Origin of the sequence: Leptospira fletcheri, assembly GCF_004769195.1 — a bacterium.
In the GTDB taxonomy this organism is placed as follows: Bacteria; Spirochaetota; Leptospiria; order Leptospirales; family Leptospiraceae; genus Leptospira_B; species Leptospira_B fletcheri.
On the sequence record NZ_RQET01000004.1, the window covers coordinates 1,090,772 to 1,117,250 of the forward strand.

General features: G+C 47.6%; 28 protein-coding genes and 2 tRNA genes. 22 read left to right on the forward strand and 8 right to left on the reverse strand.

Annotated features, from left to right (window positions below):
• The first annotated feature begins 1 nt into the window (after position 1).
• The 13 genes from rplR to rplQ all read left to right on the forward strand — a co-directional run bounded on the left by rplR (position 2) and on the right by rplQ (position 7,022).
• A complete protein-coding gene (rplR, locus tag EHO60_RS08485) occupies positions 2–370 on the forward strand; it encodes a 50S ribosomal protein L18 (protein ID WP_135767685.1) in 369 nt (122 codons plus the stop codon).
• A gap of 3 nt (positions 371–373) precedes the next feature.
• Positions 374–889: a 30S ribosomal protein S5 gene (rpsE, locus tag EHO60_RS08490; RefSeq protein ID WP_135767686.1), complete on the forward strand. Its 516-nt coding sequence runs from the start codon at positions 374–376 to the stop codon at positions 887–889.
• A 4-nt stretch (positions 890–893) separates the two neighbouring features.
• Positions 894–1,073 carry a 50S ribosomal protein L30 gene (rpmD, locus tag EHO60_RS08495; RefSeq protein ID WP_135767687.1) on the forward strand — a complete coding sequence of 60 codons (180 nt, stop codon included), beginning with the start codon at positions 894–896 and terminating at the stop codon, positions 1,071–1,073.
• 15 nt (positions 1,074–1,088) lie between these two features.
• Positions 1,089–1,610, forward strand: coding sequence for a 50S ribosomal protein L15 (rplO, locus tag EHO60_RS08500; protein ID WP_135767688.1), 522 nt, complete (start codon positions 1,089–1,091; stop codon positions 1,608–1,610).
• 130 nt (positions 1,611–1,740) lie between these two features.
• Positions 1,741–3,123: a preprotein translocase subunit SecY gene (gene secY, locus EHO60_RS08505; protein WP_135767689.1), complete on the forward strand. Its 1,383-nt coding sequence runs from the start codon at positions 1,741–1,743 to the stop codon at positions 3,121–3,123.
• Positions 3,124–3,126: 3 nt separating this feature from the next.
• On the forward strand, positions 3,127–3,690 hold the full coding sequence (locus EHO60_RS08510; protein ID WP_135767690.1) for an adenylate kinase: 564 nt from the start codon (positions 3,127–3,129) through the stop codon (positions 3,688–3,690).
• Between the two features lies 1 nt (position 3,691).
• Complete coding sequence (gene infA / locus EHO60_RS08515; protein WP_010414515.1) at positions 3,692–3,910, forward strand: translation initiation factor IF-1; 219 nt, start codon at positions 3,692–3,694, stop codon at positions 3,908–3,910.
• A 10-nt stretch (positions 3,911–3,920) separates the two neighbouring features.
• Positions 3,921–4,034: a 50S ribosomal protein L36 gene (gene rpmJ / locus EHO60_RS08520; RefSeq protein ID WP_010414512.1), complete on the forward strand. Its 114-nt coding sequence runs from the start codon at positions 3,921–3,923 to the stop codon at positions 4,032–4,034.
• 2 nt (positions 4,035–4,036) lie between these two features.
• A complete protein-coding gene (gene rpsM, locus EHO60_RS08525; RefSeq protein ID WP_135767691.1) occupies positions 4,037–4,414 on the forward strand; it encodes a 30S ribosomal protein S13 in 378 nt (125 codons plus the stop codon).
• A 2-nt stretch (positions 4,415–4,416) separates the two neighbouring features.
• Positions 4,417–4,824, forward strand: coding sequence for a 30S ribosomal protein S11 (gene rpsK / locus EHO60_RS08530; protein ID WP_135767692.1), 408 nt, complete (start codon positions 4,417–4,419; stop codon positions 4,822–4,824).
• A 12-nt stretch (positions 4,825–4,836) separates the two neighbouring features.
• On the forward strand, positions 4,837–5,460 hold the full coding sequence (gene rpsD, locus EHO60_RS08535; RefSeq protein ID WP_135767693.1) for a 30S ribosomal protein S4: 624 nt from the start codon (positions 4,837–4,839) through the stop codon (positions 5,458–5,460).
• Between the two features lie 22 nt (positions 5,461–5,482).
• A complete protein-coding gene (locus tag EHO60_RS08540) occupies positions 5,483–6,460 on the forward strand; it encodes a DNA-directed RNA polymerase subunit alpha (protein ID WP_135767694.1) in 978 nt (325 codons plus the stop codon).
• A 1-nt stretch (position 6,461) separates the two neighbouring features.
• Positions 6,462–7,022 (forward strand): 50S ribosomal protein L17, encoded by a 561-nt coding sequence (rplQ, locus tag EHO60_RS08545; protein WP_135767695.1) that lies wholly within the window; start codon positions 6,462–6,464, stop codon positions 7,020–7,022.
• A gap of 62 nt (positions 7,023–7,084) precedes the next feature.
• On the opposite strand, the gene EHO60_RS08550 is transcribed toward rplQ, so the two are convergent.
• The 5 genes from EHO60_RS08550 to EHO60_RS08570 all read right to left on the reverse strand — a co-directional run bounded on the left by EHO60_RS08550 (position 7,085) and on the right by EHO60_RS08570 (position 14,224).
• Positions 7,085–9,079: a PP2C family protein-serine/threonine phosphatase gene (locus EHO60_RS08550; protein ID WP_135767696.1), complete on the reverse strand. Its 1,995-nt coding sequence runs from the start codon at positions 9,077–9,079 to the stop codon at positions 7,085–7,087.
• 43 nt (positions 9,080–9,122) lie between these two features.
• Positions 9,123–11,183 carry a cellulase family glycosylhydrolase gene (locus EHO60_RS08555; protein ID WP_135767697.1) on the reverse strand — a complete coding sequence of 687 codons (2,061 nt, stop codon included), beginning with the start codon at positions 11,181–11,183 and terminating at the stop codon, positions 9,123–9,125.
• A 233-nt stretch (positions 11,184–11,416) separates the two neighbouring features.
• Positions 11,417–12,070 carry a class II aldolase/adducin family protein gene (locus tag EHO60_RS08560; RefSeq protein ID WP_135767698.1) on the reverse strand — a complete coding sequence of 218 codons (654 nt, stop codon included), beginning with the start codon at positions 12,068–12,070 and terminating at the stop codon, positions 11,417–11,419.
• Entirely contained in the window at positions 12,067–12,723 is a 657-nt protein-coding gene (locus tag EHO60_RS08565; RefSeq protein ID WP_135767699.1) for a class II aldolase/adducin family protein, read from the reverse strand. Before EHO60_RS08565 ends, EHO60_RS08560 begins: the two co-directional genes overlap by 4 nt.
• 25 nt (positions 12,724–12,748) lie before the next feature.
• Complete coding sequence (locus EHO60_RS08570; protein ID WP_135767700.1) at positions 12,749–14,224, reverse strand: aspartate aminotransferase family protein; 1,476 nt, start codon at positions 14,222–14,224, stop codon at positions 12,749–12,751.
• A gap of 159 nt (positions 14,225–14,383) precedes the next feature.
• Between EHO60_RS08570 and EHO60_RS08575 the strand changes: the two genes are divergently transcribed.
• On the forward strand, positions 14,384–15,034 hold the full coding sequence (locus EHO60_RS08575) for a TetR/AcrR family transcriptional regulator (RefSeq protein ID WP_135767701.1): 651 nt from the start codon (positions 14,384–14,386) through the stop codon (positions 15,032–15,034).
• Between the two features lie 44 nt (positions 15,035–15,078).
• Here the strand turns inward: EHO60_RS08575 and EHO60_RS08580 are convergent, their stop codons facing one another.
• Positions 15,079–16,332, reverse strand: coding sequence for an MFS transporter (locus EHO60_RS08580; RefSeq protein ID WP_135767702.1), 1,254 nt, complete (start codon positions 16,330–16,332; stop codon positions 15,079–15,081).
• A gap of 402 nt (positions 16,333–16,734) precedes the next feature.
• Between EHO60_RS08580 and EHO60_RS08585 the strand changes: the two genes are divergently transcribed.
• From EHO60_RS08585 to EHO60_RS08595, 3 genes are all read left to right on the forward strand, one after another.
• Positions 16,735–18,345, forward strand: a complete 1,611-nt coding sequence (locus EHO60_RS08585; RefSeq protein WP_135767703.1) for a xylulokinase — start codon at positions 16,735–16,737, stop codon at positions 18,343–18,345.
• A 100-nt stretch (positions 18,346–18,445) separates the two neighbouring features.
• Positions 18,446–19,237: an alpha/beta hydrolase gene (locus tag EHO60_RS08590; protein WP_135767704.1), complete on the forward strand. Its 792-nt coding sequence runs from the start codon at positions 18,446–18,448 to the stop codon at positions 19,235–19,237.
• Between the two features lie 320 nt (positions 19,238–19,557).
• Positions 19,558–20,247, forward strand: a complete 690-nt coding sequence (locus tag EHO60_RS08595; RefSeq protein ID WP_135767705.1) for a TetR/AcrR family transcriptional regulator — start codon at positions 19,558–19,560, stop codon at positions 20,245–20,247.
• Positions 20,248–20,257: 10 nt separating this feature from the next.
• On the opposite strand, the gene EHO60_RS08600 is transcribed toward EHO60_RS08595, so the two are convergent.
• Complete coding sequence (locus EHO60_RS08600; protein WP_135767706.1) at positions 20,258–22,270, reverse strand: 1-acyl-sn-glycerol-3-phosphate acyltransferase; 2,013 nt, start codon at positions 22,268–22,270, stop codon at positions 20,258–20,260.
• A 219-nt stretch (positions 22,271–22,489) separates the two neighbouring features.
• Here EHO60_RS08600 and EHO60_RS08605 point away from each other — a divergent pair, with 219 nt between their 5' ends.
• From EHO60_RS08605 to EHO60_RS08625, 5 genes are all read left to right on the forward strand, one after another.
• Entirely contained in the window at positions 22,490–23,482 is a 993-nt protein-coding gene (locus EHO60_RS08605) for an ATP phosphoribosyltransferase regulatory subunit (protein WP_135767707.1), read from the forward strand.
• A gap of 61 nt (positions 23,483–23,543) precedes the next feature.
• The gene (locus EHO60_RS08610) at positions 23,544–24,818 is read left to right on the forward strand and encodes an adenylosuccinate synthase (RefSeq protein ID WP_135767708.1); all 1,275 of its coding nucleotides are present in this window, start codon (positions 23,544–23,546) and stop codon (positions 24,816–24,818) included.
• A 66-nt stretch (positions 24,819–24,884) separates the two neighbouring features.
• Positions 24,885–24,957: transfer RNA gene (locus EHO60_RS08615), tRNA-Lys, on the forward strand.
• A gap of 21 nt (positions 24,958–24,978) precedes the next feature.
• A tRNA-Glu gene (locus tag EHO60_RS08620) sits at positions 24,979–25,053 on the forward strand.
• A gap of 262 nt (positions 25,054–25,315) precedes the next feature.
• Positions 25,316–25,609: a hypothetical protein gene (locus EHO60_RS08625; RefSeq protein ID WP_167880173.1), complete on the forward strand. Its 294-nt coding sequence runs from the start codon at positions 25,316–25,318 to the stop codon at positions 25,607–25,609.
• Between the two features lie 11 nt (positions 25,610–25,620).
• Here EHO60_RS08625 and EHO60_RS08630 read toward each other — a convergent pair whose 3' ends face one another.
• On the reverse strand, positions 25,621–26,448 hold the full coding sequence (locus EHO60_RS08630) for a TIGR02757 family protein (RefSeq protein ID WP_246028197.1): 828 nt from the start codon (positions 26,446–26,448) through the stop codon (positions 25,621–25,623).
• Positions 26,449–26,479 lie beyond the last annotated feature (31 nt).

The following is a 26,479-nucleotide window of genomic DNA, read 5'->3' on the forward strand; positions in this document are numbered from 1 at the left end:
CATGATTAACAAACTGAAGAAAGTCGCAGCCAAACATAGAAGAGCGGAGCGCTCCAGATTCAAACTTCGCCAAAACGGAGAGCGCCCTCGTCTGGTTTTCAATAAGTCGAACCGTTATCTTTCCTGTCAAATTGTGGACGATTCCAAAGGAATCACTTTGGTTTCCGCGACGACCTTAGAAAATGAGTTCGCGTCCGCAGGAAAAAGCCGGAAAGATGTCGAAGCTGCAAAGGCTCTAGGAAAAGCGATCGGACAAAGAGCTTCTTCCAAGGGAGTAAAGACAGTCATGTTGGATCGTTCCGGCATGATCTATCATGGAAGGATCGCGGCTTTTGCCGATGCGGCCAGAGAAGCTGGTCTGGAGTTCTAATTTATGGCATACGAACAAGAGCAAGAATCGAAAGAATTTTCCGAAAAGGTCGTGAAGATCGACCGGGTCGCAAAAGTCGTGAAGGGGGGACGCCGTTTTTCCTTTAACGCGCTGACTGTAGTAGGCGATTCCAAAGGGAAGGTAGGGATCGGATTCGGGAAGGCCAACGAGGTTCCGGATGCGATTCGTAAATCCATCGAATCGGCTAAGAAGAACTTGGTGAAAATCCAATTCCGCGGTCATACGATTCCCCACGAAGTAACCGGGAAATTCAAATCCGCGAAGGTGATTCTCAAGCCGAGTTCACCGGGAACCGGAATCATTGCGGGTGGATCGGTTCGTTCCGTAGTGGAAAAAGTCGGAATTCAGGACATCTTAAGCAAGTCTTGGGGTTCTTCCAATCCGGTAAACATCGTAAAGGCGACTCTGGACGCTCTCCAACAATTGGAGACTCCGGTACTGGCTGCTCGGAAACGGGGAATCAGTCTGGCTCGTTTGTTCGGTAACGACGTAGGATAAATAAATGGAAACCGTGATCGTCACCCAAATCAAAAGCAGCATAGGCGTTAAAAAAGGCCAGAAGCTGACTTTAGCGGCGCTGGGCTTGAGAAAGACCGGCCAACAACGTAAACATACTCTGACCCCCCAGATCCAAGGAATGATCAACGACGTTCATCACTTGGTAAAAGTGGATAAGGCGTAAAGGTTCGGAATAGATATGAGCAAGGAAAGAATCAAGACTGCACTGGCGTTCGGAAAAGAACGTTCTGAAAAGGAAAATGCTCCCGCTCAGAATACAGTCCCTGCACCGAAAGGTTCCAGCCGCTCCAAAAAGCGTCTGGGACGCGGGATCGGTTCCAAAACCGGGAAAACAGGGGGCCGTGGATCCAAAGGACAGTATGCTAGAAATACGGTTCGCCGGGGTTTTGAAGGCGGCCAGATGCCGATCCATCGCCGGATTCCGAAAAGAGGATTCACTTCTATTTTTCATAAGGATTTCTTCCCAATCAACCTGCGGGACATCGAGAAAAGCGGTTTGACCGGGAACATAGATGCCAAAAATATGGTTGAATCGAAGATTCTCGATAAAGAGACCACTCCGTTCAAGATTCTTGGCACAGGGGAAATCAAAAAAGCGGTCCATATCGTGGCCGATCGGGTTTCGAAAACCGCCAAGGAAAAAATAGAAAAGGCCGGTGGGTCCGTAAAATTACGGTCCGAACTGGCTGAAAAAGCCTGATTTCCGGCTTTTTACTCTGGCTATTTTTTGTCAGGAAATTTTAGGGAAGGGATTCGATTTCGAGTCCCTTTGTTGCCCAGTAGGGGATCGGAAGGTCCCGGAAACAGGATAAGGAATTATTTAGGACCGCATGCTGACTTCGATCGCAAATATCTTTAAGATTCCGGAGCTAAGGAATAAGGTTTTCTTTACCCTTGGTATGCTTCTCCTATTCCGTCTCGGAACTCATATTACGATTCCGGGAATCGATCCGAAGGTGGTCTCCGCAATTGCGGCTGACGCTACCTCATCCGAAGGTCTGGTCGGAATGTTCGACATGTTTGCGGGAGGAGCCCTTTTGAACTTCTCCATATTCGCATTGGGAATCATGCCGTACATTTCCTCTTCCATCATCATGCAATTGGTCATGGTGCTGATTCCTTCCTTGCAAAAGTTGCAAAAGGAAGGGGAAGAAGGTCGGAAAAAAATCGGCCAGTACACCAAGTACGGCACGATTATTCTTTGCGCGGTCCAGTCTCTCGCAGTGATCCGCCTTGCGCAGCAATGGTCTTATGGAGCCGATCAAAAAGCGGCTTTGCATCCAGGTTTGATCCATTCTTCCGTCGAATCTTGGTTCTTCTTCATTGCGTTATTGTCCATCACGACCGGAACGGTTCTCTTGATTTGGCTTGGCGAGCAGATCACTGAAAGAGGGATCGGGAACGGAATTTCCCTATTGATCTTCGCCGGGATCGTAGGCCGTTTGCCTAGTTCCGTTTACCAACTCTTCCAAGAGAACTTCGTAGACGGGTTGAATATCATCATTCTACTTCTTCTTTTCATTCTTCTGATCTCTTTGACCGTTCTTCTGACGCAGGGCGTTCGCAAGGTGCCCTTGCAATACGGGAAGCAGATGGTAGGTCGCAGGATGGTTCAGGCCAAAAGCCAAAGCATTCCGTTTAAGGTCAATGGCGCCAGCGTAATGCCGATCATCTTCGCTTCTTCTTTACTTCTCTTCCCGCAGACGATCATCCAGCAGATCGTGGATATCCCGGAATGGGCCGGTTGGGCAGTTTTACTGGATTATCTGAATCCTTTCTCCCAAATCTGGTATCACGCCGCGGTGTACTTTTTTATCTACATCGGTTTGATCGTATTTTTCGCGTATTTCTACACTGCGATCCAATTCAATCCGGCCGAGCTTGCGGAGAATCTGCGTAAATACAACGGATTCATTCCAGGAATTCGTCCCGGTTCCCATACGAAGGAATATATAGAAAAGGTTCTGAACCGGATCACTTTGCCGGGCGCAATCTTTCTCGCCGGTCTGGCTTTGGCTCCTTATATCATTATTCGTTTCTTGGATCTCGGAACGAACTCCGGCGGAGGTTCCTTGGTATACACGTTCGGAGGAACCTCCTTGTTGATTATGGTAGGGGTGGCTCTCGAAACCTTGAAGCAGTTGGAATCCCAACTCTTGATGAGAAACTACGACGGGTTCTTGAAGAAATCCAAAATTAAGGGAAGGTCCTAAGAGATGAATTCGATCATTTTTATGGGGCCCCCCGGAGCCGGAAAAGGAACTCAGGCCAAAATTCTTTGCGATACCTTAGGAATCCCTCAGATCTCGACGGGGGATATTTTGCGTTCCGCGGTAAAGAACGGGACCAAAATGGGCTTGGAAGCCAAGAGATATATGGATGCAGGTGATCTGGTTCCGGATTCCGTCGTGATCGGTATCATTCAGGATCGGATTGTGGAACCGGATTGCAAAAACGGATTTTTATTGGATGGGTTTCCTAGGACTGTCGAGCAGGCGGAAGCGCTGGACCAGCTATTGAAATCGGAAGGAAAGAACATCAAACGTGCGATCAACTTGGAGGTTCCGGATGTGGAGCTCCTGCAAAGGTTATTGAAGCGCGCCGAGATCGAAGGTCGTTCCGATGACAACGAGACTACGATCAAGAGTAGATTGGATACGTACAATAAGAAGACTCTTCCTCTTCTGGATTATTATTCCGCAAAAGGGAATCTTTCCCGTATTAATGGAGTCGGCTCTTTGGAGCAAGTAACCAAACTCATTCAAAAGGAGCTGGTGTAACTTGGCAAAAGAAGAAGCGATCACCGTGGACGGAACGGTATTGGAACCACTTCCAAACGCTATGTTCCGCGTTGAACTGGAAAACGGTCACAAGGTTTTGGCTCATATTTCCGGAAAAATGAGAATGCACTACATCAGGATCCTTCCCGGAGATAAGGTCACCGTGGAACTTTCCCCGTATGATTTGACCAAGGGTAGAATCACCTACCGTAAGAAATAGGACGAACGTTATGAAAGTAAGAACTTCCGTAAAAAAAATCTGCACCAGTTGCAAGATCATTAGAAGAAAAGGTGTGATTCGTGTGATTTGCACTAATCCTAAACACAAGCAAAGGCAAGCGTAACCATGGCACGTATCGCAGGAATCGATCTTCCGAGGGAAAAAAGAATCGTCGTCGGCTTGACCTATATTTTCGGTATAGGGCCTTCCACCTCCCGTAAAGTCCTGGCGAAAGCCGGCGTAGACCAAGCGGTCCGCGTAAAGGATCTTTCCGATACGCAGGAGGCGGCGATCAGAAAAGTAATCGAAGAATCCGTAAAAGTGGAAGGAGATCTTCGTTCGGAAAACCAATTGAACATCAAACGTTTGATGGATATCGGTTGTTATCGGGGACTGCGTCATAGAAAAGGACTTCCGGTTCGGGGACAAAGAACCCGTACTAATGCCCGTACTCGGAAAGGGGTCAAGAAGACCGTGGCCAACAAGAAAAAGGCGACTAAGTAATCATGGCTGAAGATAAAAAAGCAAAGAAAGATAAGAAAGTAAAGAAGAAGGAAAAAAAGGTAGTTCCTCGCGGTAAAGTGTACATCACCGCTTCCTTTAACAATACGATCATTACCATCACCGATTTGGCCGGGAATACACTTTCCTGGTCCACAGCGGGAGCTATGGGTTTCCGCGGGTCCAAGAAGTCCACTCCGTATGCGGCTCAGATCGCGGCGGGGAACGCAGCCGAAAAAGCGATCGATGCTACCGGGCTAACCGAAGTCGATGTGCTAGTTTCCGGACCGGGGATCGGACGCGAATCCGCGATCCGTTCTCTCGTAGCGAGAGGTCTTTCTATTAAAATGATCAAGGACGTAACGCCCCTGCCCCATAACGGATGTCGTCCCCGTAAGAGAAGAAGGGTTTAAGGGAGGAAGAATATGGCAAGATATAGAGGTCCGGTCGTAAAACTGATGAGGAGAGAGGGGCTCAACCTCTTCCTCAAATCTAGCTATACTTTCAATCGGGACAAGTTCCATAAAAAGGGACCCCCGGGTATGCCGCCGAAAAGGAAGCCGAAAGTTTCCGAATACGGTGCGCAGTTGAGAGAAAAGCAAAAGCTGAAACGTGCTTACGGTTTGTTGGAAAAGCAGTTCCGTCGTTATTATGAAGAAGCGTCGCACGCTCACGGAGTCACGGGCGAAATCCTTTTGCAACTTCTGGAAAGAAGATTGGATAACGTCGTTTATCGTTTAGGATTTGCCGTAACGAGACGTCAGGCGCGGAATTTCATCTCCCACCAGCACATTCTTGTAAACGGAGAAAGAGTAGATATTCCCTCCTATAGATTGAACGCAGGGGATAAAGTGGAGATTCGTCCGAAATTCCATAAGTCCGGCTTTATCACGCAAAACATCCAGTTGGCTCAGTCTTTGAATGCGATTCCTTCTTGGTTGTCAGCCGACTTTATCAAGTTTTCGGGGGATGTTCTTTCCCTACCGGAGCGCCACCATGTGGATATTCCGGTGAAAGAACAGGTGATCGTGGAGTTGTACTCCAAGTAATAAAGGTACGAAGGTTTTCACATTGTCTCTTAAAAGCTTACTCAAAGGATTTAAACGTCCTAAAAAGATCGAATTCACTACGGAAGCGAATACCCCGAATTACGGAAAGTTCGTCGCGGAGCCGTTTGAACGCGGGTTTGCGACTACGATCGGAAACTCTCTCCGTCGGACTCTCATGTCCTCGATCGAGGGTGCGGCGATTTCCGCCATCCGGATCGAAGGCGTCAATCATGAGTTCTCATACATCGAAGGAGTGGCTGAGGACGTAACCCGTATTATATTGAACCTAAAACAGGTTCGAATCAAATACGAGCCGGAAGACAAGGACCAGAGCAAGGTCATCCATCTTGAGCTGAAAGGCGCCGGATATTTTAGGGCCGGAGATCTGGCGGTGGATTCCTCCATCGAGATCATGAACCCTGATCTCCATATCGCCACTCTGAACGAGGATGCGAATCTTGTCTTAGATCTGGAGATTCAACGCGGTCGCGGTTATGTTCCTGCGGAAGACAAGAAGAAGGATATCGAAGTTCTCGGAACGATCCCGATAGACTCCATTTTTTCTCCCGTTCAAAAAGTGATTTTCGAAATCTCCGAGACTCGTGTCGCTCAAAGATCCGACTACGAAAAACTTACCCTGGAAGTTTGGACCGATGGATCCATTTCTCCGGAAGATGCAGTCGCGCAAGCTGCTAAGATTTTGAAGGAGCATTTGACCGTCTTCATCAATTTCGAAGAGGAACTCGAGGAAGAAGAGGACGAACTGGACGAAGCGGACGAGAAACTCAAGGCTTCCTTGTCCAAGCACGTAGAGGAACTGGAGCTTTCGGTCCGATCTCTTAATGTGCTTCGCAGCTTAGAAATCGATTTTGTAGGTGATCTTGTCAAAAGATCCGAAGAAGAGATGTCAAAATCCAAACACTATAGCGAACAAGCGTTGGGCGAGCTAAAGTCCAAACTCGCCGGTTTGGGTTTGTCTTTCGGAATGAGGGATTTCTGAAATGAATAAAAGAAATAAAGTAAAGCACCTGAACCGGGAAAAAGGTCACAGGGACGCTTTGATTAACAATATGATTACGAGCCTTTTTAAATATGAAAGGATCGAGTCGACCCAGGCAAAGTTGAAAGTGGTACGTTCCCATGCGGAAAAGATCATCACCCGAGCCAAAAAGAACTTGGGAGATGTCGCTCCTGAAGTGAAGCTTCATAATAGAAGAGAAGTTTTAAAAAGGGTCAAAGATCGTAATATCGTGATCAAATTATTCGAAGATATCGCCGTTCGCTATGCGAATACGAATGGAGGATATACTCGGATTCTGAAACTCGTGAATCGTCCTTCGGACAATTCTGAAGTAGGGATTCTAGAACTTACCAACCGTAAAGATCGGCCGACTCTTCTGAAGGAAATCCGCGAAAAACGAGAAGTCGTTGCGGATGAGAAGAAGGCAAAAGCGGCGAAGGAAGCACCTGCAAAAAAAGAGAAGGCTCCTAAAAAAGCGCCTGCTGAAAAAAAGAAGAGCGCCGCTCCGAAAAAGACCGCCGCAAAACCAAAGAAAAAATAAAATCCTCTTTTAAGAGATGGGAGAGAGTGGGCCCCGGAAGTCGAAGAGATTCCCGGGGTTTTTTATTGGATCTTTCCGTCGTTTGCTCTTAGCAGGTCTTCCAATCTGACTATCATGGCGCTGTTTCCGTCTACTTCTTGAGCGATTTTTAATATGGATCTCGCTTTTTCGAGGTCGTTTAACAACCGGTAGCTATCGGCTAAGTTGACTAGATTTGCAAGACGATGTGGCTGAGACTTCCGGACGGTTTCCGCAGCCTCAGCAGCTTTGGAGAAAGCCTTGGTATGCTTATAACATAAGGAAAGCAAGAACCATATATTGTGGGATTCGGAGTCGATGGAGAGGTATTTTTCAAACCATTGAATCGCTTTGGAATAGTCCTTTTCGTCATAGTACATTCTGCCCAGCAGTCGGGCGGGCTCTTTGAACGTAGGTGCGATCATCCACGCTTCCTTTAACAATGTGGCGGCTTTGCTCGTATCTCTTCTTTGTAAGCTTCTCCTTGCCTCAGAATACTTGCCGATTGCTAATGCGTATTTGGGATGATCGGCGGAAACTTTTTCCTTGAATCCGATTCTAATCAGCGAGATGTCGTCCGATATAATCCCTAAAGTATGCAAACGATCGGCGATGTATTCCAAATCCCCTCTATTCTCCTCTACGATCTTCGGAAATAACGTTTCGTCTTCGTTCATCCTCCAGTTGGTGCCGTCCTGCGATAGGCTGATATCGTCGCGGCCGTCGGAGCCGATAAATATCACGTCTCCTTCCTCCAGACTAGATTCCTGGACTTTGAATTTCGTTTCGATAGGGGAGCCCAATTTCCAAGTGGATGCTTCCGATACTAGAAACGACGCTTTGCCATCCCGGTAGAGAACGGGCCAAGGATGTTCCGCGTTGAAGAAAAGGATCTTTCCCGTCCTTTCCTGAATGAGGCCTAAAATCACGGAGGCCATCATCATTCCGTCGAACGTCCTGAATATATCGTCCAACTCCCGGTGGGACTGACGAAGCCAATCTTCCGGACTCATCTCCAAAATTCTTCCATGACTGGCGGAGCGTGCCATGATGTTGTTCATCGCGGTGCCGAGAACGATCGCCCCTCCTGCACCTTGCATGGATTTCCCCATTGCATCTCCGTTTAGAAATGCGATCCATTTGTCTTTCTCCGGCCCGAAGAGAAGATTGCCCGTAATGCAAATATCTCCTCCTAATTCCGATTCACGGTTTTTGAATACGAACTTCTTTTTTTGTTCTATATAAAAGGCGGTGGTGACGTCGATGGAAGTGTTCCAGTTCGTGGTCAAGGGTTTACTGAGAAGGGAAGTCAGGTAATAGTCTCCGTCCTGCTGTACTTTCAGCGCTTGGATTTCGTCCATTTTACCGGTGACTTCCTTCGTTCTCTCTTTCACCTTTTCTTCCAGTGTGTTTGCATATTCCTCCTCGACGGCTCCGATCAGACGGAATATTACGATCACACTTCTCGTAATATAGGCCACGACGGCGAGGAACACCAATTTTAGGGATTGCTCGGAAATGGAGGCGTAGCCGGGAGACAATACTTTGATCGGGTCCTCCGTGAATTCCACACCCATGAGTCCGCTGTTCAGAATCACGATCGCCTGGCAGCTCGCGCAAATTGCACCGATCCATATTACGAGATTCGGAGACAGTAAAAGTCCCGAATAAACGATGAAAATCATATTTATGGCATATAGTACGAGTTGTCGAATCACGCCCGAAGACATGTCTTTGTCCGTCCAGGAGGCAACGAACATGGTTATTCCCAGGATGACGGCGTCCGCAGTGACAGAGGCTTTCCCGATATGGGAAGGAATGCTTCCCTGCCTACGCAAAGACAACAGATTCCAGACTGCGAAGCCGGCCAGTGTCATCGTTCCGAGCAGATAGGATATATTCTGCAAAAGGGAGCTTTGGGCCCAAGAGGCGGCAAGGGAGCCTAAAAACAGGATCACTAGGCCGAATCGGATTCTGTTGATCGTGATAGGTCCCGATGCGGCTATTTTGACCGTCAGTAGTTCCTTTCTATCTTCCATGTATTCGTTTAAGCTCCGTAAAAAAGGATTCGGGACGATATTCTTACTCCGAAGGATATCCGCTCGGAGTCATCTTCCCAGTCATATAAATGGGACTTTGCTGGCTTCCGACGACTCTGTTTTTTAACGCACTCTGAATGTTGGACAGGACGGCGTCCGAGTACGACGTTCCTGCCGCGTCGACCGCAATCAGAAAATGCAGGGTAGAATCGGGATCTTCACCGTCTAAAAGGTCATCCCATAGGATCAATAGATTTCCAGAGCCGCTGTCCCGATTCCTATCCGGTATGAGGACGGCTTCTCCGTTTTCGCTTTGAATTGTAGAAGGGATCCCCTTGTTATAGATCCGCTTATCGGAAATCAAAACGATATCCGATAAGGAGAAATGCGGCGGAAGAAATAGTTCTGTGGGCGCATCCGATTTTCTTCCTCTCCAAATCAGGATCGCGAATCTTCTATCCGAAAAGAAAACCGGGCCTGCAGGATCGGGGCGGATTCCTCCCCATTGAAACACGTTGTTCCAGGAATCGAATCCGACGGTATTATAATAGAAACTTAAGATGTTTCCCTGGGACTTTCTGGGGTAGGCACGTTGGATCGCATGATAATCCATGTTAAAGGTAGTGCCGTAGTCGGAAACGACGGAATAGTCTTCGCTGTTCCATGCGTCTTTCGAAGTGATCAATTTGGAGGGGTTCCCGTTCATGTATTCCCGGTGGTGATCGCGGTAGTAATCCCAATGCCATTCCGTACCGGATACGAGCGGGTTGTAAAGGTCAGCATACCGACTTTTGACCTTCTGTTGTCCGTCCGAAATCTCCATAGCCTGATAAACGGCGCTGATCATTCTAGGAGTGTCCTTGGCGCCGATTCCTTTTATCCACATTCCGAATTCGCTTAAAAAAACCGGGATTTGGAGAAATCTGGATTCGTTGCGTATCTGGTCCAAATATGTGAAGTAAGTCGCGTTGTCGATTCCGGTCAGATCCGTGCTCATACGGGCCGCGTCGTAGAAATGGGAATTAAAAACGAATCCTTCGCCAGGCAAGGTGGTCAAATGGCCTCCTCCGGTCGCCGAGACGATTCCCGCGTTCGTGTTCCAAAAAACCAAAGGTTCCGCGTAGACCCATTTCGTATCCCAACCGACCTGATTCATTTTCTGTCTGACCTTATCGTAAAAAGGCCAGAGTTTTTGGTTGTCCCATTGGGCAGGCGTGAGTCCTTCCATTCCCCCGTCCACCGGTTCGTTGAAAGGATCGATTCCCAAAACGTATTCGAACTCCGCCGCGGTAAGATTCTTTTTGAGATAGGAGGCTGCCTCGCCGAGTTGCCAGACGAACTCCTCTTGTGTGGTGCGTGTCCCCGCAGTAGTGTTTAGGGTTTTGTCGTTCCAGAAATTCCGATATGCCAAACGGATCGCTTCGTTCGTAAGATTGTTTTGGCTCCAGGTCGCGCAGATGATTCCGCAATATTCCGTAGGGTAGGAATTCGCCGAGATGATCCATGCCGGGGCTCCGTTGCCGGTATACCAGGAATTCCGATTGAACAGATTACGAGAGAAAAGGTCCTGATGAAAATCGATCAGAACGTACATTCTCTTTCCGATCGCGATCCGCATCTGTGCGATTACGGCGTCCAGATAGGAATAGTCGATCGTATCCACGGCAGTATGGACTCCTTCCCAACTGATCAGGAAGCGGATCATGTTCGTACCGGTCGTCTGGGCCAATCGAGTAAACCCGATCTCCGCATCCGCGGTATTCTGAAACGGTTTAAAACCGTGCTGAGCTAATTTCGTATTCCCGGATATGTTAAAACCTCGGAAATACGCCTCACGCCCGAGCCCGTCCAAAAAAATCCGATCCGTGATTCCGTTGAAAGTCTTTTGACCGATCTGAATGATCCGTTCGGATTCCGTGTCCGCATAATCCAAAGAATGAGGGCTTTGGAGTAAAGAATATGCCTGCGATCCGGATCTTACCCCAAAGGAAAGAGCGGAGGTCCAGGGCCAAAAGGAGGCTTCCGGCGAACCTGATTGCCCGGGTTTACAGCCCGCAAAACATTGCAGGCCGATCAGGATGATATATATCTGAATTCTCTTCATGAAAGGGACGATACTCTTCTTTCATGGAAAGCAATTCCAAATCCGGTTTTTGTGAAAATCGAGGGAAAAAAGGGATTCGATTATTTTATAATAGTTTCATTATATATGCGAATCTAAGAACCTTAAAAAGAAATTATAATTGTTGGCAGGCTTGAGGACTTATCTTCGCCTTATATTTTCGGGAGAAAAAGCGGGGCCTGCAAACTCCGCTTTTCGAACGGCGTACTGAAGAATTAACGATTCTTTTCCGCCTGCTTGGAATATTTTCTTTGGTATACGAAACGGATCACTTCCGCCTCCAGCCACGGTACCGGTTTTCCTCCACCTAGGATCCGGGAATCAACATAAGCTTTGCAGGTCTTTTCCAATACTTGGCAGACCGCGTGCACGTCGTCTATGCTTCCGTGTGCACAAAGAGCCCCCGAGTTTCGCAACAATACTGCGTTTCTTCTCTTAATGGCTGATATTAATTTGGAGGAGGCTTTCCGGTCGGAACCCAATTGGACGACCTTCGCATTCGGACCCACGATCTGTGCCATATCGTCCAACAGAGGTCGAACTGTCGTCCCCGCCATAGAACAAGTCATTATGTTTTCCTGAGTGGAATGAACGATTACGTTCCATTCGGGGTGCTCCAAGTAAAGAGCTATGTGAGCTGCGGATTCCTCCGGCACATCTCCGGGAAAAATCTGATCCGACTGTAACGGTAGTTCCAGCAATCCGTTCTTCTTCTTTTTTCCTAATGAGTTCAGGTCGCTCTTCTTCGGCGTAATCCAGACGCTGCGTCCGATTTTGACGCTGGCGCATCCGTCCGGTTTCAAAATTCCTTCCTGAACCAATCTGGGAAGAAACGATTGCAATTCGATCGGGCTTTGCGGAATTTTCATGCGTTTGCTCGGACTCCGTAATTTTGGACGTACCATTCCCTGACTGCATTCGTTCCAGTTTTTTTCATCCCGGATATTTTGACGAATTCTTGGTCCACAAATTTCTTACAAACCCGTTCCAATGACATCGCCACATCGAACGCATCGGTCATATCTTTTCCGATACATAGCGTGCCGTGGTTTGCGAGCAAAACCGCTTTGCTTCCGGATCGGTCCAATGCTTGGATCGCCATTTTGATAAGTTTCTTCGTTCCCGGTAAGGAATAAGAGGTGCAAAGTACAGGGCCACCTATGATTTTTTTCATCTCGGAATCCAGGACCGGAACCTCTCTTCTGGCAGCGGCTACGACGGAAGCCTGCAATTGGTGGGTATGAATCACTGCGCCGATATCGGACCTGAGTTCGTATGCGGCAGCGTGAAGCCCCTTTTCATAGGAGGGTTTGATCCTTCCGATATGACTCAGGTCGTGGCGATTCACTTGTACCATTTCGTCCGGTCTCAGGTCTTCATACGTTCTTCCCGTAGGAGTGATTACGAAATAATCCTCGTCGATCCGTTGGCTGATATTTCCCCAACTTCGAGCGATCAATCCCGCCTTTAACAGTCGTATTCCGGCATCCCGGACCAGCAATTTAGCCTTATCGATATCCATATTTCCCTCCAAACGATCCGACTTCCTATCTCGCGGAAACACCTTCCACTTTTTGGAATACTCGATCGAATCTTTTTAAAGCGTCGTCGATCACCGCATCCGTATCCGATGCACTGGTATATAATCGGCTTCCCGCAAGAGTCACTAAGCCTTCGGCCATATAAGCGGCTCCCATCTCTTCCATGGCTTTTTTCCGTTGGTGCGCTTCCTGGATCGTACGTTTGATTTTCCAGAATTTCTTAATATCGATTTCTAAAAGCATGGTACCTACGGTTTCCAAATGACAGATGGATCCCTGGTTAAAGGCGACAAAGGGAAGGTCGTATTTTTGAATCAATTTTTTCAGACCCGCGGTGATTCTATCTCCGGCTTTGCCCGCTTTTTCGCAGGCTTTCTGCTTTTCGATTTCCACAAGCGTATAATATCCTGCTGCGGAACTGAGAGGGTTCGCGGCCATGGTGCCGCCGATCAGGGCTTTCTTCATGCCTGTTTGGATTCCGGCCGATAGGTATTTCATATATTCCCGTTTTCCCCCTAATCCTCCCGCGGAAGGATATCCTCCGGCCACTACTTTTCCGAATACGGTCAGATCGGGACTGATTCCGAAGTAGCCTTGGGCTCCGCTCATTCCTATCCTAAAGGCCGTCACGACCTCGTCGAATACGAGCAATGCCCCGTATTTGTCGCAAAGCTCCCGGACTCCTTTGTTAAAATCCATATCGAGAGGTCGGGTCCCACTTTCGGGCCCTACAGGTTCGATCAGTACTGCAGCAGTGCCTCCCCTCCAGCGGTTCCTTTTGAGAACGCTTTCCAAGGAATTCAGATCGTTCGGATAAAACTCTTGGGTGTATTTGAAGACGTGTTTCGGAATTCCGTGGGCTTCGAAATGTCTCGTCCCCGGGATACGGATTCCATACGCGAGTTGGTCGCTCCAGCCGTGATAGGCTCCACCCATCTTGACTACGTTTTTCTTCTTCGTTGCCAGACGCGCTACCCGGATCGCCGCCATGCAGGCTTCGGTGCCGGATCCTAACATGCGGAACATCTGAACGGAGGGCATGTGTTCCACGATTTTTTCAGCGAGTCTAAGTTCGTATTCGTGAAATAGGCCGGTGACCGGTCCCGTGTCTTTTAACAATTGCACCACTTTTTCACGGACCGATTTCGGGTTACTTCCTAGAACCGTAGGGCCTCCTCCTTGCAGGAAGTCTATGTATTTGTTCCCATCCAGATCATGCAAATAGGCTCCTTCCGCCTTCGTAAATACTAGGGGAAAAGGAAAGTTAAAAGCAAGGTTGTGTTGCACGCCTCCGGGAATGAATTCGGAGGCTTCCCGGATCATCGCTTTGGACTTTACGCATTTCTTTTCATAATAATTGTCCAGATAATCCTGCAAATGGTCTTTGCGAATCGAACGTATCGGTAATCCGATCAGTTTCCTTAATTGTCGATACACTTCCTGCGTATCTGGGTATTTGGTGATCGCATAACCGGTGGCCATTTTCCTCTCCCTGGATCGAGATTTCTACTTGACAGTGAGTGACTACTCACTCACTGTCAAGTAGAAAAACGGAATCCTCTTTAAAAATCCGGAAATCCGGAATTTGAATAGGAGTTCCGCTTTTGCATAACGGGGGAGTTTCCTAAATTGGCCGCATCTATGCCTAAATATTACAGCGAGACGTTCGAACGCATTCCGGAAGAAAAGAGAAATCGAATCTTGTCCGTAGCGATCACGGAATTCGCAAATCGAGGCTTCACTAGTGCGAACACGAATGTGATCGCTCAAAAAGCCGGAATCAGTGTAGGTTCTCTGTTCAAGTATTTCGAGACCAAAGAGGATTTTTTTCTCACTGCGGTCGGACACGGAATCAATCAGTTGGAAAAGACCTTAGAAACCGTTTTGACCGAACAAAACGATCTGTTCGGAAAAATAGAAAGTATTCTTCGGATCATCCAGACACATTCCCGCGAAAATCAGGATATCATCAGATTGTACAACGAAATGACTTCGGAAGGGAATTCCGATCTGATACGGAAATTGTCCTCGGAGTTGGAAACGGTTTCCGCAAAGGTCTATACTTCCTTGTTGAAGAACGCGAAAAAGCAGGGAATTGTGAGCAAGGAGGTCGATGAAAGGATTTTCGCATTCTGCCTGGATAATCTGTTTATGACCCTGCAATTCTCCTACGCGACGGAATATTATAAAGAAAGAATGAGAATTTATCTCGGGGAAGGAATGGTGGGGAACGACGAAAAGATCGTCCAAGGATTGATGAAGTTCATCCGCCGAGCCCTGTCCAAGGACTGAAGTTGCCGGTTTTCAACGGTCGTTTCAGTCTTTCTTCCCCCCGATTATTTGTGGAAAGCGGCCGCCGTGTTTTTTACCAGATTCGACTCCATCATCGGAGATTCCTTCAAGAAGAAAGATAAAATCGCGTTTAGAACCGACAGAACGATGAAGATCCGCATGAATTCTTCGCTGCCCAGAGTATTGATTCCTACGATGAACGCGATTCCGGAGATTTGTCCAATCAACAATAGAATTCCCTGAGAAGAGGATTCCGGCGCGGGAGAAGTGATTTCGGCGCAGTACTGGAATCCGATGGGAGCGCCCGCTCCTAGTAGAAAGAATCCGATCAAAAATGAACCCGCCAATAAAAGGGAATAATCTTTTGCGAATGCAAGAAGAAGGATTCCTGGAAGAAAACCGATCATAGCCAAAACCAAGAAGGGACGCCGTTTCCCGATAGCATCCGATACGGGAGGAAACACCACGCCTCCCACGATTCCGGAGATGAGGAGTATTCCTCCCACGATCCCGGTTTGTTCCATGGTGAGTCCTTTTTTTTCGCAGATTTGATCGATGCAGGTGCTCAGAGCATTAAAAATTCCTAAACCGATGAAAAATAGCAGTAACGCTTTTTGCATTTCTCTCCGGCTCAGGATATGTTTGAGTCCCTGGAACACCTGGATTTTGGAATCTTCTCCGTTTACGCTAGGAGAGGTCGGCGGTTTTTCCCGGAAGAATAGGAGAAAAAGCGCCGCTCCAACCAAGGAGAGGATCCCATAGATCATGACGGTTTGCGGAATTTTGGCGGGATCCGGTTCGTCTCCGCCGATGAAAAGAGGAGTCCCGATCATGACCGCTATGATCCCCAAAAATTGCGCCAAGGTTCCGATCGCTACTGCCGTAGCTCTTTCCTTGAGCGGAAACCAGAGGACGCTGACTTTAGTTACCGCATTGATGATAAAAGGCTGCGCGATCGCTAAGCCGATTTGGCAGAAGATCACGAAGGAATAATCGGAGGCCAGCAATCCTTTTAGGAATCCTAGGCTGCCAGCCAAGAAAGCGCCGATTCCGACTCCGACCTTGGTTCCATACGTATCGATGACGTACGACGCAGGTATAGCCATCACGATGAAGACACCCAGGAAGATCATGGAGAGGAGGTCTATCTCGAAGGAGCCGACGCCGTAAAATTGTTTCGCTTCTCTTGCGATCGGAGCAAAAGTCAACCACTGGATTTGGATGATGGCAGTGACTAAAGAGTAGAGAGCAAGGATTACCCATCGATATCCGTATGATTTAATGCGATTGTCTTCCATTGACTTCCCCGTTAAAAAGGATCTATCCGCTTCGCCGTCGCTTTAGAGTTTTACGATCATCCTTCTTCAGGAAAACCGGTGCGAAACCTTCCTTCGATCTTTCTTAGACAAGGATCGTAGTTTTCTTTCCACTTCCAAGCAATTTACGATTCCAGGTCGGAATTCGCGGAACCGTTTCGGGAATGAGAAAGGTTTCTTCTTTGCGGGATGTAAGAGATATATAAGTGAAGTGTAATTTTCTTTTCCGTCTTATGAAAATTCTTTCAGCGAAATCCATTCCGATTCGTTTCTATCGGAGGTTCCGGTGAAAGAAAAATGATTGCTCTTTGTCCCTCGTTCTTTTGCATATGAGTGATTGCTCACTTGTAGCCGAGTGGGTTTCGGGCCGGGGAAAACAAACGAATGGCAAAAGATCCTTCCACTCTTCATATTCTGACGTACGATATAGGCACTACCGGAATTAAAACCTGTCTGTTCGAGGTCTCCGAAAAATTGAAACTTTTGCACTCCGTCGGAGCGGAATACGATTTAACGATTTTGGAAGACGGAGGCATCGAGCAGGACGTGTCCGATTGGTGGAGAGCGATGTGCGACACGACTCGAAGGTTGCTTGCCGATTTGAAATGGGAAAAAGGAAACATCGACGGGATTTCATTTTGCTCACAGATGCAGGGATTGGTTCTCGTCGATAAGCAACTGAATCCGGTTCGACCTGCGATGAGTTATATGGATCGCAGGGCTAAGGAGGAGATGCGAAAAGGAATCGAAAGCGGTTTTAAAATCGAAGGATTAAACGCATTCAAACTGCTTCGATCGTTGCAAGTGACGGGGGCCGTAGCCGCGAGCGTCAAGGATCCTCTCTGGAAGTACAAATGGGTGGAAGCGAAGGAGCCGCAAGTATTTCGAAGCGTATACAAGTGGTTGGACGTGAAGGAATATCTCATCGCGAGAAGCTCGGGGAGAGCGATCATGACGCCGGATTCAGCTTTTGTCACGTTCTTATTCGATTCCAGGCCAGGCAAAGGACATTGGCACGAAGGTCTTTGCAAAATGTTCGGGGTCAATCCGGATCATTTGCCCGAAGTAGTACCCTCCACAATGAAAGTAGGGGGTCTGACAGCTTTGGCCGCAGGAGATCTCGGTCTGACGGAAGGAATTCCAGTTTTCGGCGGAGGCGGTGATGCCTCCTTGATCGGGATCGGCGCAGGGGCTGTGGCGGAAGGGGACACGCACATTTACTCCGGAACTTCCGGCTGGGTTTCCACGGTTACCACGAAGAGGAAAGTGGATCTTTCCGCACGAATCGCTTCCATCGTAGGAGCGCGTCCCGGGTATTACAATTATTTCGGAGAGCAGGAAACATCCGGAAAATGCCTGCAATGGGTCAAAGACCATCTGGCTTTGGACGAGATCGGGGTTTATCTGGAAAAAAAGAAGGTCACGGAAGGTACGGAAGCGATCTACGAAAGTCTGTTCGAGTTGCTCTTCGAGTCCATTCGGGACACTCCCGCGGGAAGCGATGGAGTCATTTTTACTCCTTGGCTCCATGGGAATCGTTGTCCTTTCGAGGATCCTTTGGCAAAAGGAATTTTTTTCAATATCGGACTGAATACAGGTAAAAGGATGATGATCCGAGCAGTGATTGAAGGGATCGCGTTTCACAAAAGATGGATCCTGGAACTATCCGAAAAGAAAATCCCCGCCTCGAAAACCCTTCGCTTTGTAGGCGGCGTAGCCAGATCCCCCATCGTTTGCCAGATTCTCTCCGACGTTACGGGTAGAAGGGTCGAAACCACGGAGCACCCCCAGAATGCCGGGGCCACCGGCGCCGCGGCGATAGCGGCGTTGGGTTTGGGAAAAATCTCCGATTTTTCGCAGATCCGGGATTTGATTCCGGTTCGGACGAGCTTCGAACCGAATCCGAGTACGAAGGCCATATACCAGAGAAATTTCGAAGTGTTTTGCAAGCTGTACGAGTCCAACCGAGGTCATTTTGCCAAATTGAACGGATGAAGGATAGGGCGCTTCGACAAATCCGCGTTTTGCGCTTGGATTGACTTGTACGGGGCGATATGCGATTCTTCTACCTCAAATCAACCCCGAAAGAGGTCTTATGAAGATTCACACAATTGTTCGACGTCCCACTAAAAAATCCAAGCATAAGATCCCTCTTTTGTTCGTTCATGGAGCTTGGCACGGAGCCTGGTGTTGGGACGAGTTCTTTCTGCCGTATTTCGCCTCCAAGGGTTTCGAAGTGCATGCGCTGGATCTCCGCGGACATGGGCAAAGTGAAGGTAAAAAGGGCATTCGGTTCCATCGCATTTCGGATTACGTGTCCGATTTGACGGAAGTGATCCAAGCATTTTCCGTTCCTCCGATTTTAATCGGCCATTCGATGGGGGGCCTGGTCGTACAGAAATATCTGGAGAAGAAAAGTGTAAAGGGGGCCGTGTTGCTCGCTTCCGTTCCTCCGTCCGGAGTCTTAGCCACTACTTTGCGGGTCGCTCGGAAGCATCCGCTCGTATTCTTAAAGACGACGCTTTCTTGGAGTCTTTATCATGTGATTTCCACTCCTTCCTTATGCAAAGAAGCGTTCTTTTCGGAACCGATCCAGAATAACACGTTACAGAAATACTTCCAGAACATGCAGGAAGAATCTTTTCTCGGCTATTTGGATATGATGGTCTTCGAGCTGCCAAAACCGAAAAAGGTGAAAACTTCCGTGCTGGTGCTAGGAGCGGAAAAGGATTCCATCTTTTCCGTAGAACAAGTCCGGGCAACAGCTCAGGCATACGGAACCGAGGCAGAGATTTTTCCCGGTATGGGCCATGATATGATGCTTGAAGCGGATTGGAAAAAGCCTGCGGATCGGATTCTCACTTGGGTGACTTCTCTTGGCGCTTAGTCGAACCTAGATCATGTTCATATTTCCATTCGAGACATCGTCCGACTTTGTAGTATACGATATAAATGGAATATTTTCGACTTCGACTAATCATAGTTAGGGATAAAACAATTCCCAGACAGAATAATCATTCATTTTCTTTGAAAGAGCATGCTCTTTTGAATGTGAACATTCTGCGAAAAATTCGTGTTAAACTATGACAGTAATTTCTGTTCCTCAACGGATAGATTTCGAACGGCGCGTTCAATGAAATTCTATTAAAAAGATTTGAACTCTAAAGCGGCGGAAACTTAATCGTAGGAAGAGTCACTTCCGATCGCATGAAAAGAGAAGAACAATCCAATAAAGTAAGAGCCAAGATATTAGAAGTCTCTCGCAGGCTGTTCGTGAATGAAGGTTATGAAAAGGCGACTATCAGAAGAATCATAGACGAAGCGGGAATTACGACAGGTAGTCTTTATCACTTTTTTAAAAATAAGGAAGAGATACTATTTGCGATCGCAAGCGAGGTCTTTACGGAAGCGGCCGACGCTGCGGAGCGTCTTGCAGGAGAGCCTGATTCCGCCGTTCTCTTTGCCCTAGAAGTTGGCTTGCAGTTGCATCTGATCCAGAAGAAAAAATCCATCGCGGAAACTTATCTTGCCGCTTACCGGACTCAGGGAGTTCTAGAAATGATCGGTCAGAGAGGAGCGGCACGGAACGAAATGCTCTTCGGTAAGTACAATCCTGCATTCGATCACGAGGAATATCTGATTCGCACTCACGCTTTTCGGGGAGTATTCCAGGCTTTATTGGAAGAAACTCTGTACATCGGAAGTATAGATGCAAATCGACTGATGAACACAGCGTTGTATTTAGGGCTAACAACGTTCGGTGTGCCGCAGGAAGATATAGAGATCGCCCTCGCAAAAACCAAGCAGATCTTAACGGAAAAGGCCGCGGAAATCGAGACCTTAACCGAAAGTTTGATTCATTTGTTCGTCAAGGGAAGGCAAGCCTCGGAGGAATGACTTCTTTTCTCTAGACCCGAGACAGTCGGTTTTCCATCATTTCCGCGACTTTGCGCACGTCTTTTTTGTTGATTACCGCCTCATAAGCGGCATACATGATCGGCACTTCCTCCGGATCGATCTTCATCAGGTTCGGCATCACTTTCAATCCGTAGAAACCGTTGGACATCTTCTCCGAAGGACGTCCGTTCGCGATATCGTAACCCGTTTTTCTGTCCTTTGCATCCGTTCCGAAGCAGGAAAGCATAAAGTCGGTCAATCCGGAAAGTCCTTGGAAGGTTTCCGGTCTTCCGCCCATCTGAACACCTACTTTCACCATCTCGTTAAAGAACCGGTTCGAGAGGTGAAAGAGGGAATTGTCCACGTTTCCGCCCAGGGTTTGGTTGAAGTAACCTTCCACGATTCCCATTACGAGAGCGTAAATCGTTTTCAGAGCCCCTCCTAGTTGGACGCCTTTGTAATCCGTAGGCACAATCGCCGGCCTTGGAAAGATATAACCGGTGGTCAAAAGTTTTTGGACTCTCGGAATCAGGCTTTCGTTTGCGGCTGCGATTTCGAATCCGGAAATTTTTCTCTCCATAATTTGATCCGGATAGGAGGCTCCCGAGATGACTCCGATCCGATCGTCTTCGATTCCCAGCGCCTGTTGCAGGTCGTCCAGAATCAATCCCGAACTTGTAAAGCCTTTGACCACGTTAAAGAAAGGAGCCTTGTTCTTCATCAGATGGACCTGCAATTCCGGATAAACGGTGTGGATTTCCCACGGATTTGTTCCCTGGATGAATAGGGTAGCGTCTTTCAGCGCTTCCGGATCGGAAGTAAAAGTGAGGTTCGGGGGAAGTTTGTACAGGGAGTAGTTCTTGAGATCCCGTCTTTCCTCGTCGGATTGGGAGGTATAGGAAGCGTCCGGGTGATACACCTTCACTAATACATCCTTGTTGGCGAGAATCGTGGCGATCGCGATCCCCATGCTGCTATTGCCGATGATTACGATTTTTTCTTTCGATTCCTTGGGGATCCGAATCAGTTTGTTTTGGTCCCTGGAATCCGCGCTGTACAAATTACGATAAATTCCGTGTTGGTGCTTGTTCAGGTTTTGTCCGACAAGAAGAGCCAGGTTATCGATCAGAAACTGTTTTTTGTCTCCGTGTTCGGGAAAAGGAAGGTGCTCTATGTGTTTCGGAAAGGACTCCATTTGTTTTCTGGAAAGTTCCCCGACCAAAACCGGTTTTCCGATGACGAGTTTTCCGGCGACTTGGTTGAAGAGCAAACTCGTGGTAGGCAGGATTTTGTCGGTTTTTTCCAAAGAAATCGGCAGAACCACTTTGTTCGCAACATAGTGGTAAACCGTATCGACAAAAGGCATCAGTCGACCGTCCCTAGACCTGGTTCCTTCCGGAAAAATGGCTACGATCTTTCCTTCGCTCTGCAGTTTTTGAGAATGGCGAAAGGCGCGCATGTTGATCTTGGTCATCAGATCGGATAAGCTGGGATTGTCGGCCATGTCCCGTTTGGAACAGACGAGAAGGGTTCCGAACATGTACAATCCGAGTCTCGTAAAATCCGGTTCGTACGCCAGACGTCCCGCAATGAATACGAGTTGTTCCGCCACGGAACGACCTTCCGGAGAAGCGTGGTAAAGAAGCTGAAAGATCGCAGGAGCATCCAAATGGCTAAGGTGATTGGAAATCAATGTAAGAGGGTATTTTCCGATCAAGGGTTTCAGGACGGCCAGATTTTCGATCCCTTCCACGGTAAAGAATTTCATGATGGGCGAAAGAAACTCGATCATGAAATTCCGAGCCTTTTCCTCGGGTGCCGTGTAAACTCCCACTTGCTCCAGGGAGTTCGGATCTTTGAAGACGTCCATAGCGGGAGGCATGGGCGTTACGGAGGAAAGATATAGAAACTTCTGGAGAATTTTTTTGGCTTCCTCCTCGGTCATTCCGGAACGCTTGAATAGATGAATGTTTTCGAAGAATTCCTTTTGCCATCTTCCTACGGATTGTTCTTTTTCGGCCATAATACGAATCCTTTATTTTGAATTTGCGGTTGATCGAGGTTCGGATCGGATTTTTCCGGAGTGAATCCCTTCTGTACGGATCGCAGGGCGGTATACCGAATTTTCCGGAGAATACTTTCTACTTCCGGAACACGGATTGTCATTCTATTTTTTTGGGAAAAACGATTTGAATTCTACCTTAGCCATTTCGAACTGTATTTTGGGGCTCCGCAAAATCCGATGACACATAATCCTCCCGAGTTTAGCGAAAAGAAATGGATCCCGGACGGGTTTCATTTTCTCGGCCCGGACGAAAGTTCGGAACGCAGAGACTTACTGAACAGGATTTGCGAAAGATTGAGAGCTTTCGGATATTCTGAAGTGTTTCTTCCTTCTTTCGATTATTCCTCTTCGTTTTTACTTACCGTTTCCGAGGAAGATTCCAGCGCATTGTACAGATTTCGCGATTCCGGAGGGAGGGAAATCTCTCCGAGTATGGATCTGACAGTGCAGGCCGTCAAAGGAATGGCCGGTTTTTCCCACCACAAAGAAAACCAACGGATTTTTTATCAGGGAAAAATCTTCCGGGATTACGGAAGGGGAAGCGGTAGCAGAAAGGAAGTCCTCCAGGTCGGAGCGGAAAATTTAGGAGGCTCGGGTCCTTCCGCTATCCTCCGGATTTTGGACGAGGTCGGTTTTCTTTTCGAGGAATTGTCCCTTTCTTCGCCCTTGACTCTCGTTTTAGGAAACGTGAATCTTTTCCGTTCCTTAGTGGATTCCGTAGGTCTTTCTGTCTCGGCACAAAGACAGCTTTCCTTTTTATTGTACAAAAAGAATCTTCCGGAAATCCGTTCCTTTTTGGGTTCGGGAAAAGAAAAGGAAATCGCGCCGATTTTGGAATCCTTGTGCCTGGGTTTTTCCAAGTCGATCGAGGATCCGGTTTATTCTCTTTCCGGTTCGAACCTGCCCCAGGAATTCCGCGCAGTTTTGTCCGAAACCAAGGAAATTCTTTCTTCCGTAAAGAGTTATAAAAACGTGCAGTATTGTTTGGATTTTACCCTCATCCCCGATCTGGAATACTATACTGGTTTCGTTTTTCAGGGATATCTATCGGGTATATCCGGACCCGTGGTTACCGGCGGCTCATACGACCGCCTCTACGAATTGTTTTCCGGAATCCAGAAGGACGCATGCGGATATGCGATCGACGTAAACGGACTGGAAAGCGTCTAATGACAGCGCTAAAATCGAAAATGTTCTCTTTAAAGCCAACGCAAAATAAGGATATGATCCAATGCCCGCAACACTAGTAGTCGGAACCCAATGGGGTGACGAAGGCAAAGCAAAAGTTATAGATTATCTTTCGAAGGATACGGATATCATCGTAAGATACCAGGGAGGAGCGAACGCCGGACATACGGTGGTTGTGCAGGGTAAGAAGTACGTTTTTCATTTGGTTCCGTCCGGAGTCATTTACGACCAAACCGTATGCGTCATCGGAAACGGAGTCGTTCTGGATCCGGTCTTTTTTATCGAAGAGTGCGACAAACTTCAGGCGGAAGGTTTTCCGGTATATGAAAAACTTCTGATCAGCGACGCGTGTCATCTGCTTTTCCCGTTTCATGGTCTGATCGATTCCGCCAGGGAAAATTCCTGCGCTCCGGAACGGAAAATCGGAACCACTAAAAAAGGAATCGGAATCTGTTACGCGGATAAGATGATGCGTATCGGTCTTAGAGTGGGAGATTTGCTCGAAGGGGATTTCGAATCTAAGTTAAAACATCTCGTGGACGAGAAAAATCACGAGATCGATAAGCTTTACGGGATCGAACCGATTTCCACCAAGGAAATTCTGGAGGGTCTCAAGCATTTCCTAGCCAAGATCCGGAAGAACATCGTAAACACTCCGTATTATCTGGAGAATTCCCTAAAGGCCGGAAAGAAAATCCTTTTGGAAGGTGCGCAAGGTACGGGGTTGGATGTGGACTTCGGGACGTATCCTTACGTCACTAGCTCGAATCCCACTACGGGTGGAGCTTTTATCGGGTCCGGAATCGCCTTCCAACATTTGACCAAGGTGATCGGGATCACGAAAGCGTACACCACGAGGGTGGGGGAAGGACCTTTCCCTACCGAATTGCTGGGAGAAGAAGGGGAAAAGCTCCGGACTCTCGGCGCCGAATTCGGCGCGACTACGGGGCGTCCTCGTCGTTGCGGTTGGTTCGATACGGAAGTTCTCCGCCATGCAGTGAGAATCAACGGTCTTACTTCGATTGCGCTTACGAAGATCGACGTACTCTCCGCGTATGATACGATTCCTGTGGCGGTGGCGTACGAACGGAACGGTAAAAAGCTGGATTGCTTTCCTTCCCAAGGTTTGGAAAACGTAAAAGTCATCTATGAGAATTTTCCGGGATGGAAAACGGAGATCGGCGGGACCGGGGAATTCGATCGATTGCCTTCCGCTTGCAAAGATTATATCCGTGCGTTGGAAAAACTGATCGGAGTCCGAATCGATTTGATTTCGACGGGTCCGGATCGGAAGGACACGATCGCTTCCGGATTTTAGGACGTTTTTTATTCGGAAATCAATTGACGGCCGAGGTCCGAAAAATATCGTGTTCCGTAACGGACCGAGTCGTTAGCTCAGCTGGTAGAGCACCTCACTTTTAATGAGGTGGTCCTGGGTTCGAATCCCAGACGACTCAGGACCAGCGAGAAAAGAAAACGCCGCCATCGTCTAGTGGTTAGGACACAAGATTTTCATTCTTGTAACCGGGGTTCAATTCCCCGTGGCGGTACCAATTCCTCCTTTTTCCCTCCATATAAAAACGCTCGCTTATAATTTTATACTATTCTAATATTCTGATCGGGCGATTTTTCACGTCTATATTTAAAAAATTGACATTTTTTAAATATAGAATTTTTTAATAAAAAATGGTGTTCTCGTTTTGAGAATCTATTAAAAACCCTGTGCGAGGTTCCATGAAAGTAATTAACAGTTTTATTATTCTTACGGTCTTATGTTTTTTCCATCTTTACGGATGTATACAAGGAACGAGCATTTTGGGACCCTCGGTCACTTCAAGCGACGCAGCACTGAAAGTCGATATGGCAGTTTTCGTCGGGCTAGCTGCGAATCCGAATGCTTCTAACTTGCAGTCTTCTTCGTTTAGCGTCTTAACCGTGATACAGCAAACGTTGGGAGTGAATCCTAGGGATTTGAAGACGAAGTTCGAGAGCAAATCCGTGGATGATTGCACCAACAATCTTATGCTTTATGCCGCTACGACAACCACTAATTTAAACGGTTTAGTCATCGTAGCGGGAAGCTGTAAATTAAAAAAGGAACCGATCTGAGGTCGGCTTCGCTAAACCTTTTTCTCCCTGTAGACTTTGCAGATCGGATTCAGTTCGCAAGTCTCGCATAGTTTCTTTTCGTAACGCATTCTGCATTTTTTAAGGATGCCTAACCGGGAAAGGGGGAAATCCATACGCAAAGGATCTTCGGGAAACATCCGGCGAAAAAAATCCGTGATTTCCTTTGCTTTCTTCAGATCCGGGGTCTTTCTCGAACTTGCGTTTAAGATTTCCCCCAAACGATTGATATGAGTATCTAAGGGAAACAGTAGTTCGGAAGGTTTGATCTCTTTGTAAAGCCCTAGGTCGGGGGATTCCTTGCGTACCATCCAGCGCAGGAACATGCAATATCTTTTGTATGCGGAATTTTCGCCGCCGCTTCCTACGAGAAAATTCAATCCGTAGCTGAAACGTTTCTTGGATAAGGAGGATAAAGTATTCCGTAATCTCGTTTGAAATCCTCCTATCCTTTTTTCCAATCCTCCCGCGCCTTCTTCCAAAGGTTTGAACCAGGGTTCTAGAAAATCGAAACCTTGGCTGCGGGTTTCTCCATAAGCTTTTCGCAATGCTTCCAAAAATAATAGCGTGTCCTCTTCCGTCTGGAATCGATAAGGACCTAATTTTCCTTTCCAACCCTTTGTTCCTTCCGAAAGAAGAAACGCTTTCGGATTTTTTCCCATAGGGGATAGGAGGCGGGAAAGAAAACCTCGGATGGAGGCGACGTTTCCGTAGGCAAAAAGAGAGGACAACAATCCTACGAATTCTCTATCCTCGTCGGAAGTATAGAGGTAACAAAGAAACAAAGGGTCCGAATCCAGAAATTCGGGACGATTGTACATTTCGTACAGCTTTTGGAATTTTTTTCGTATG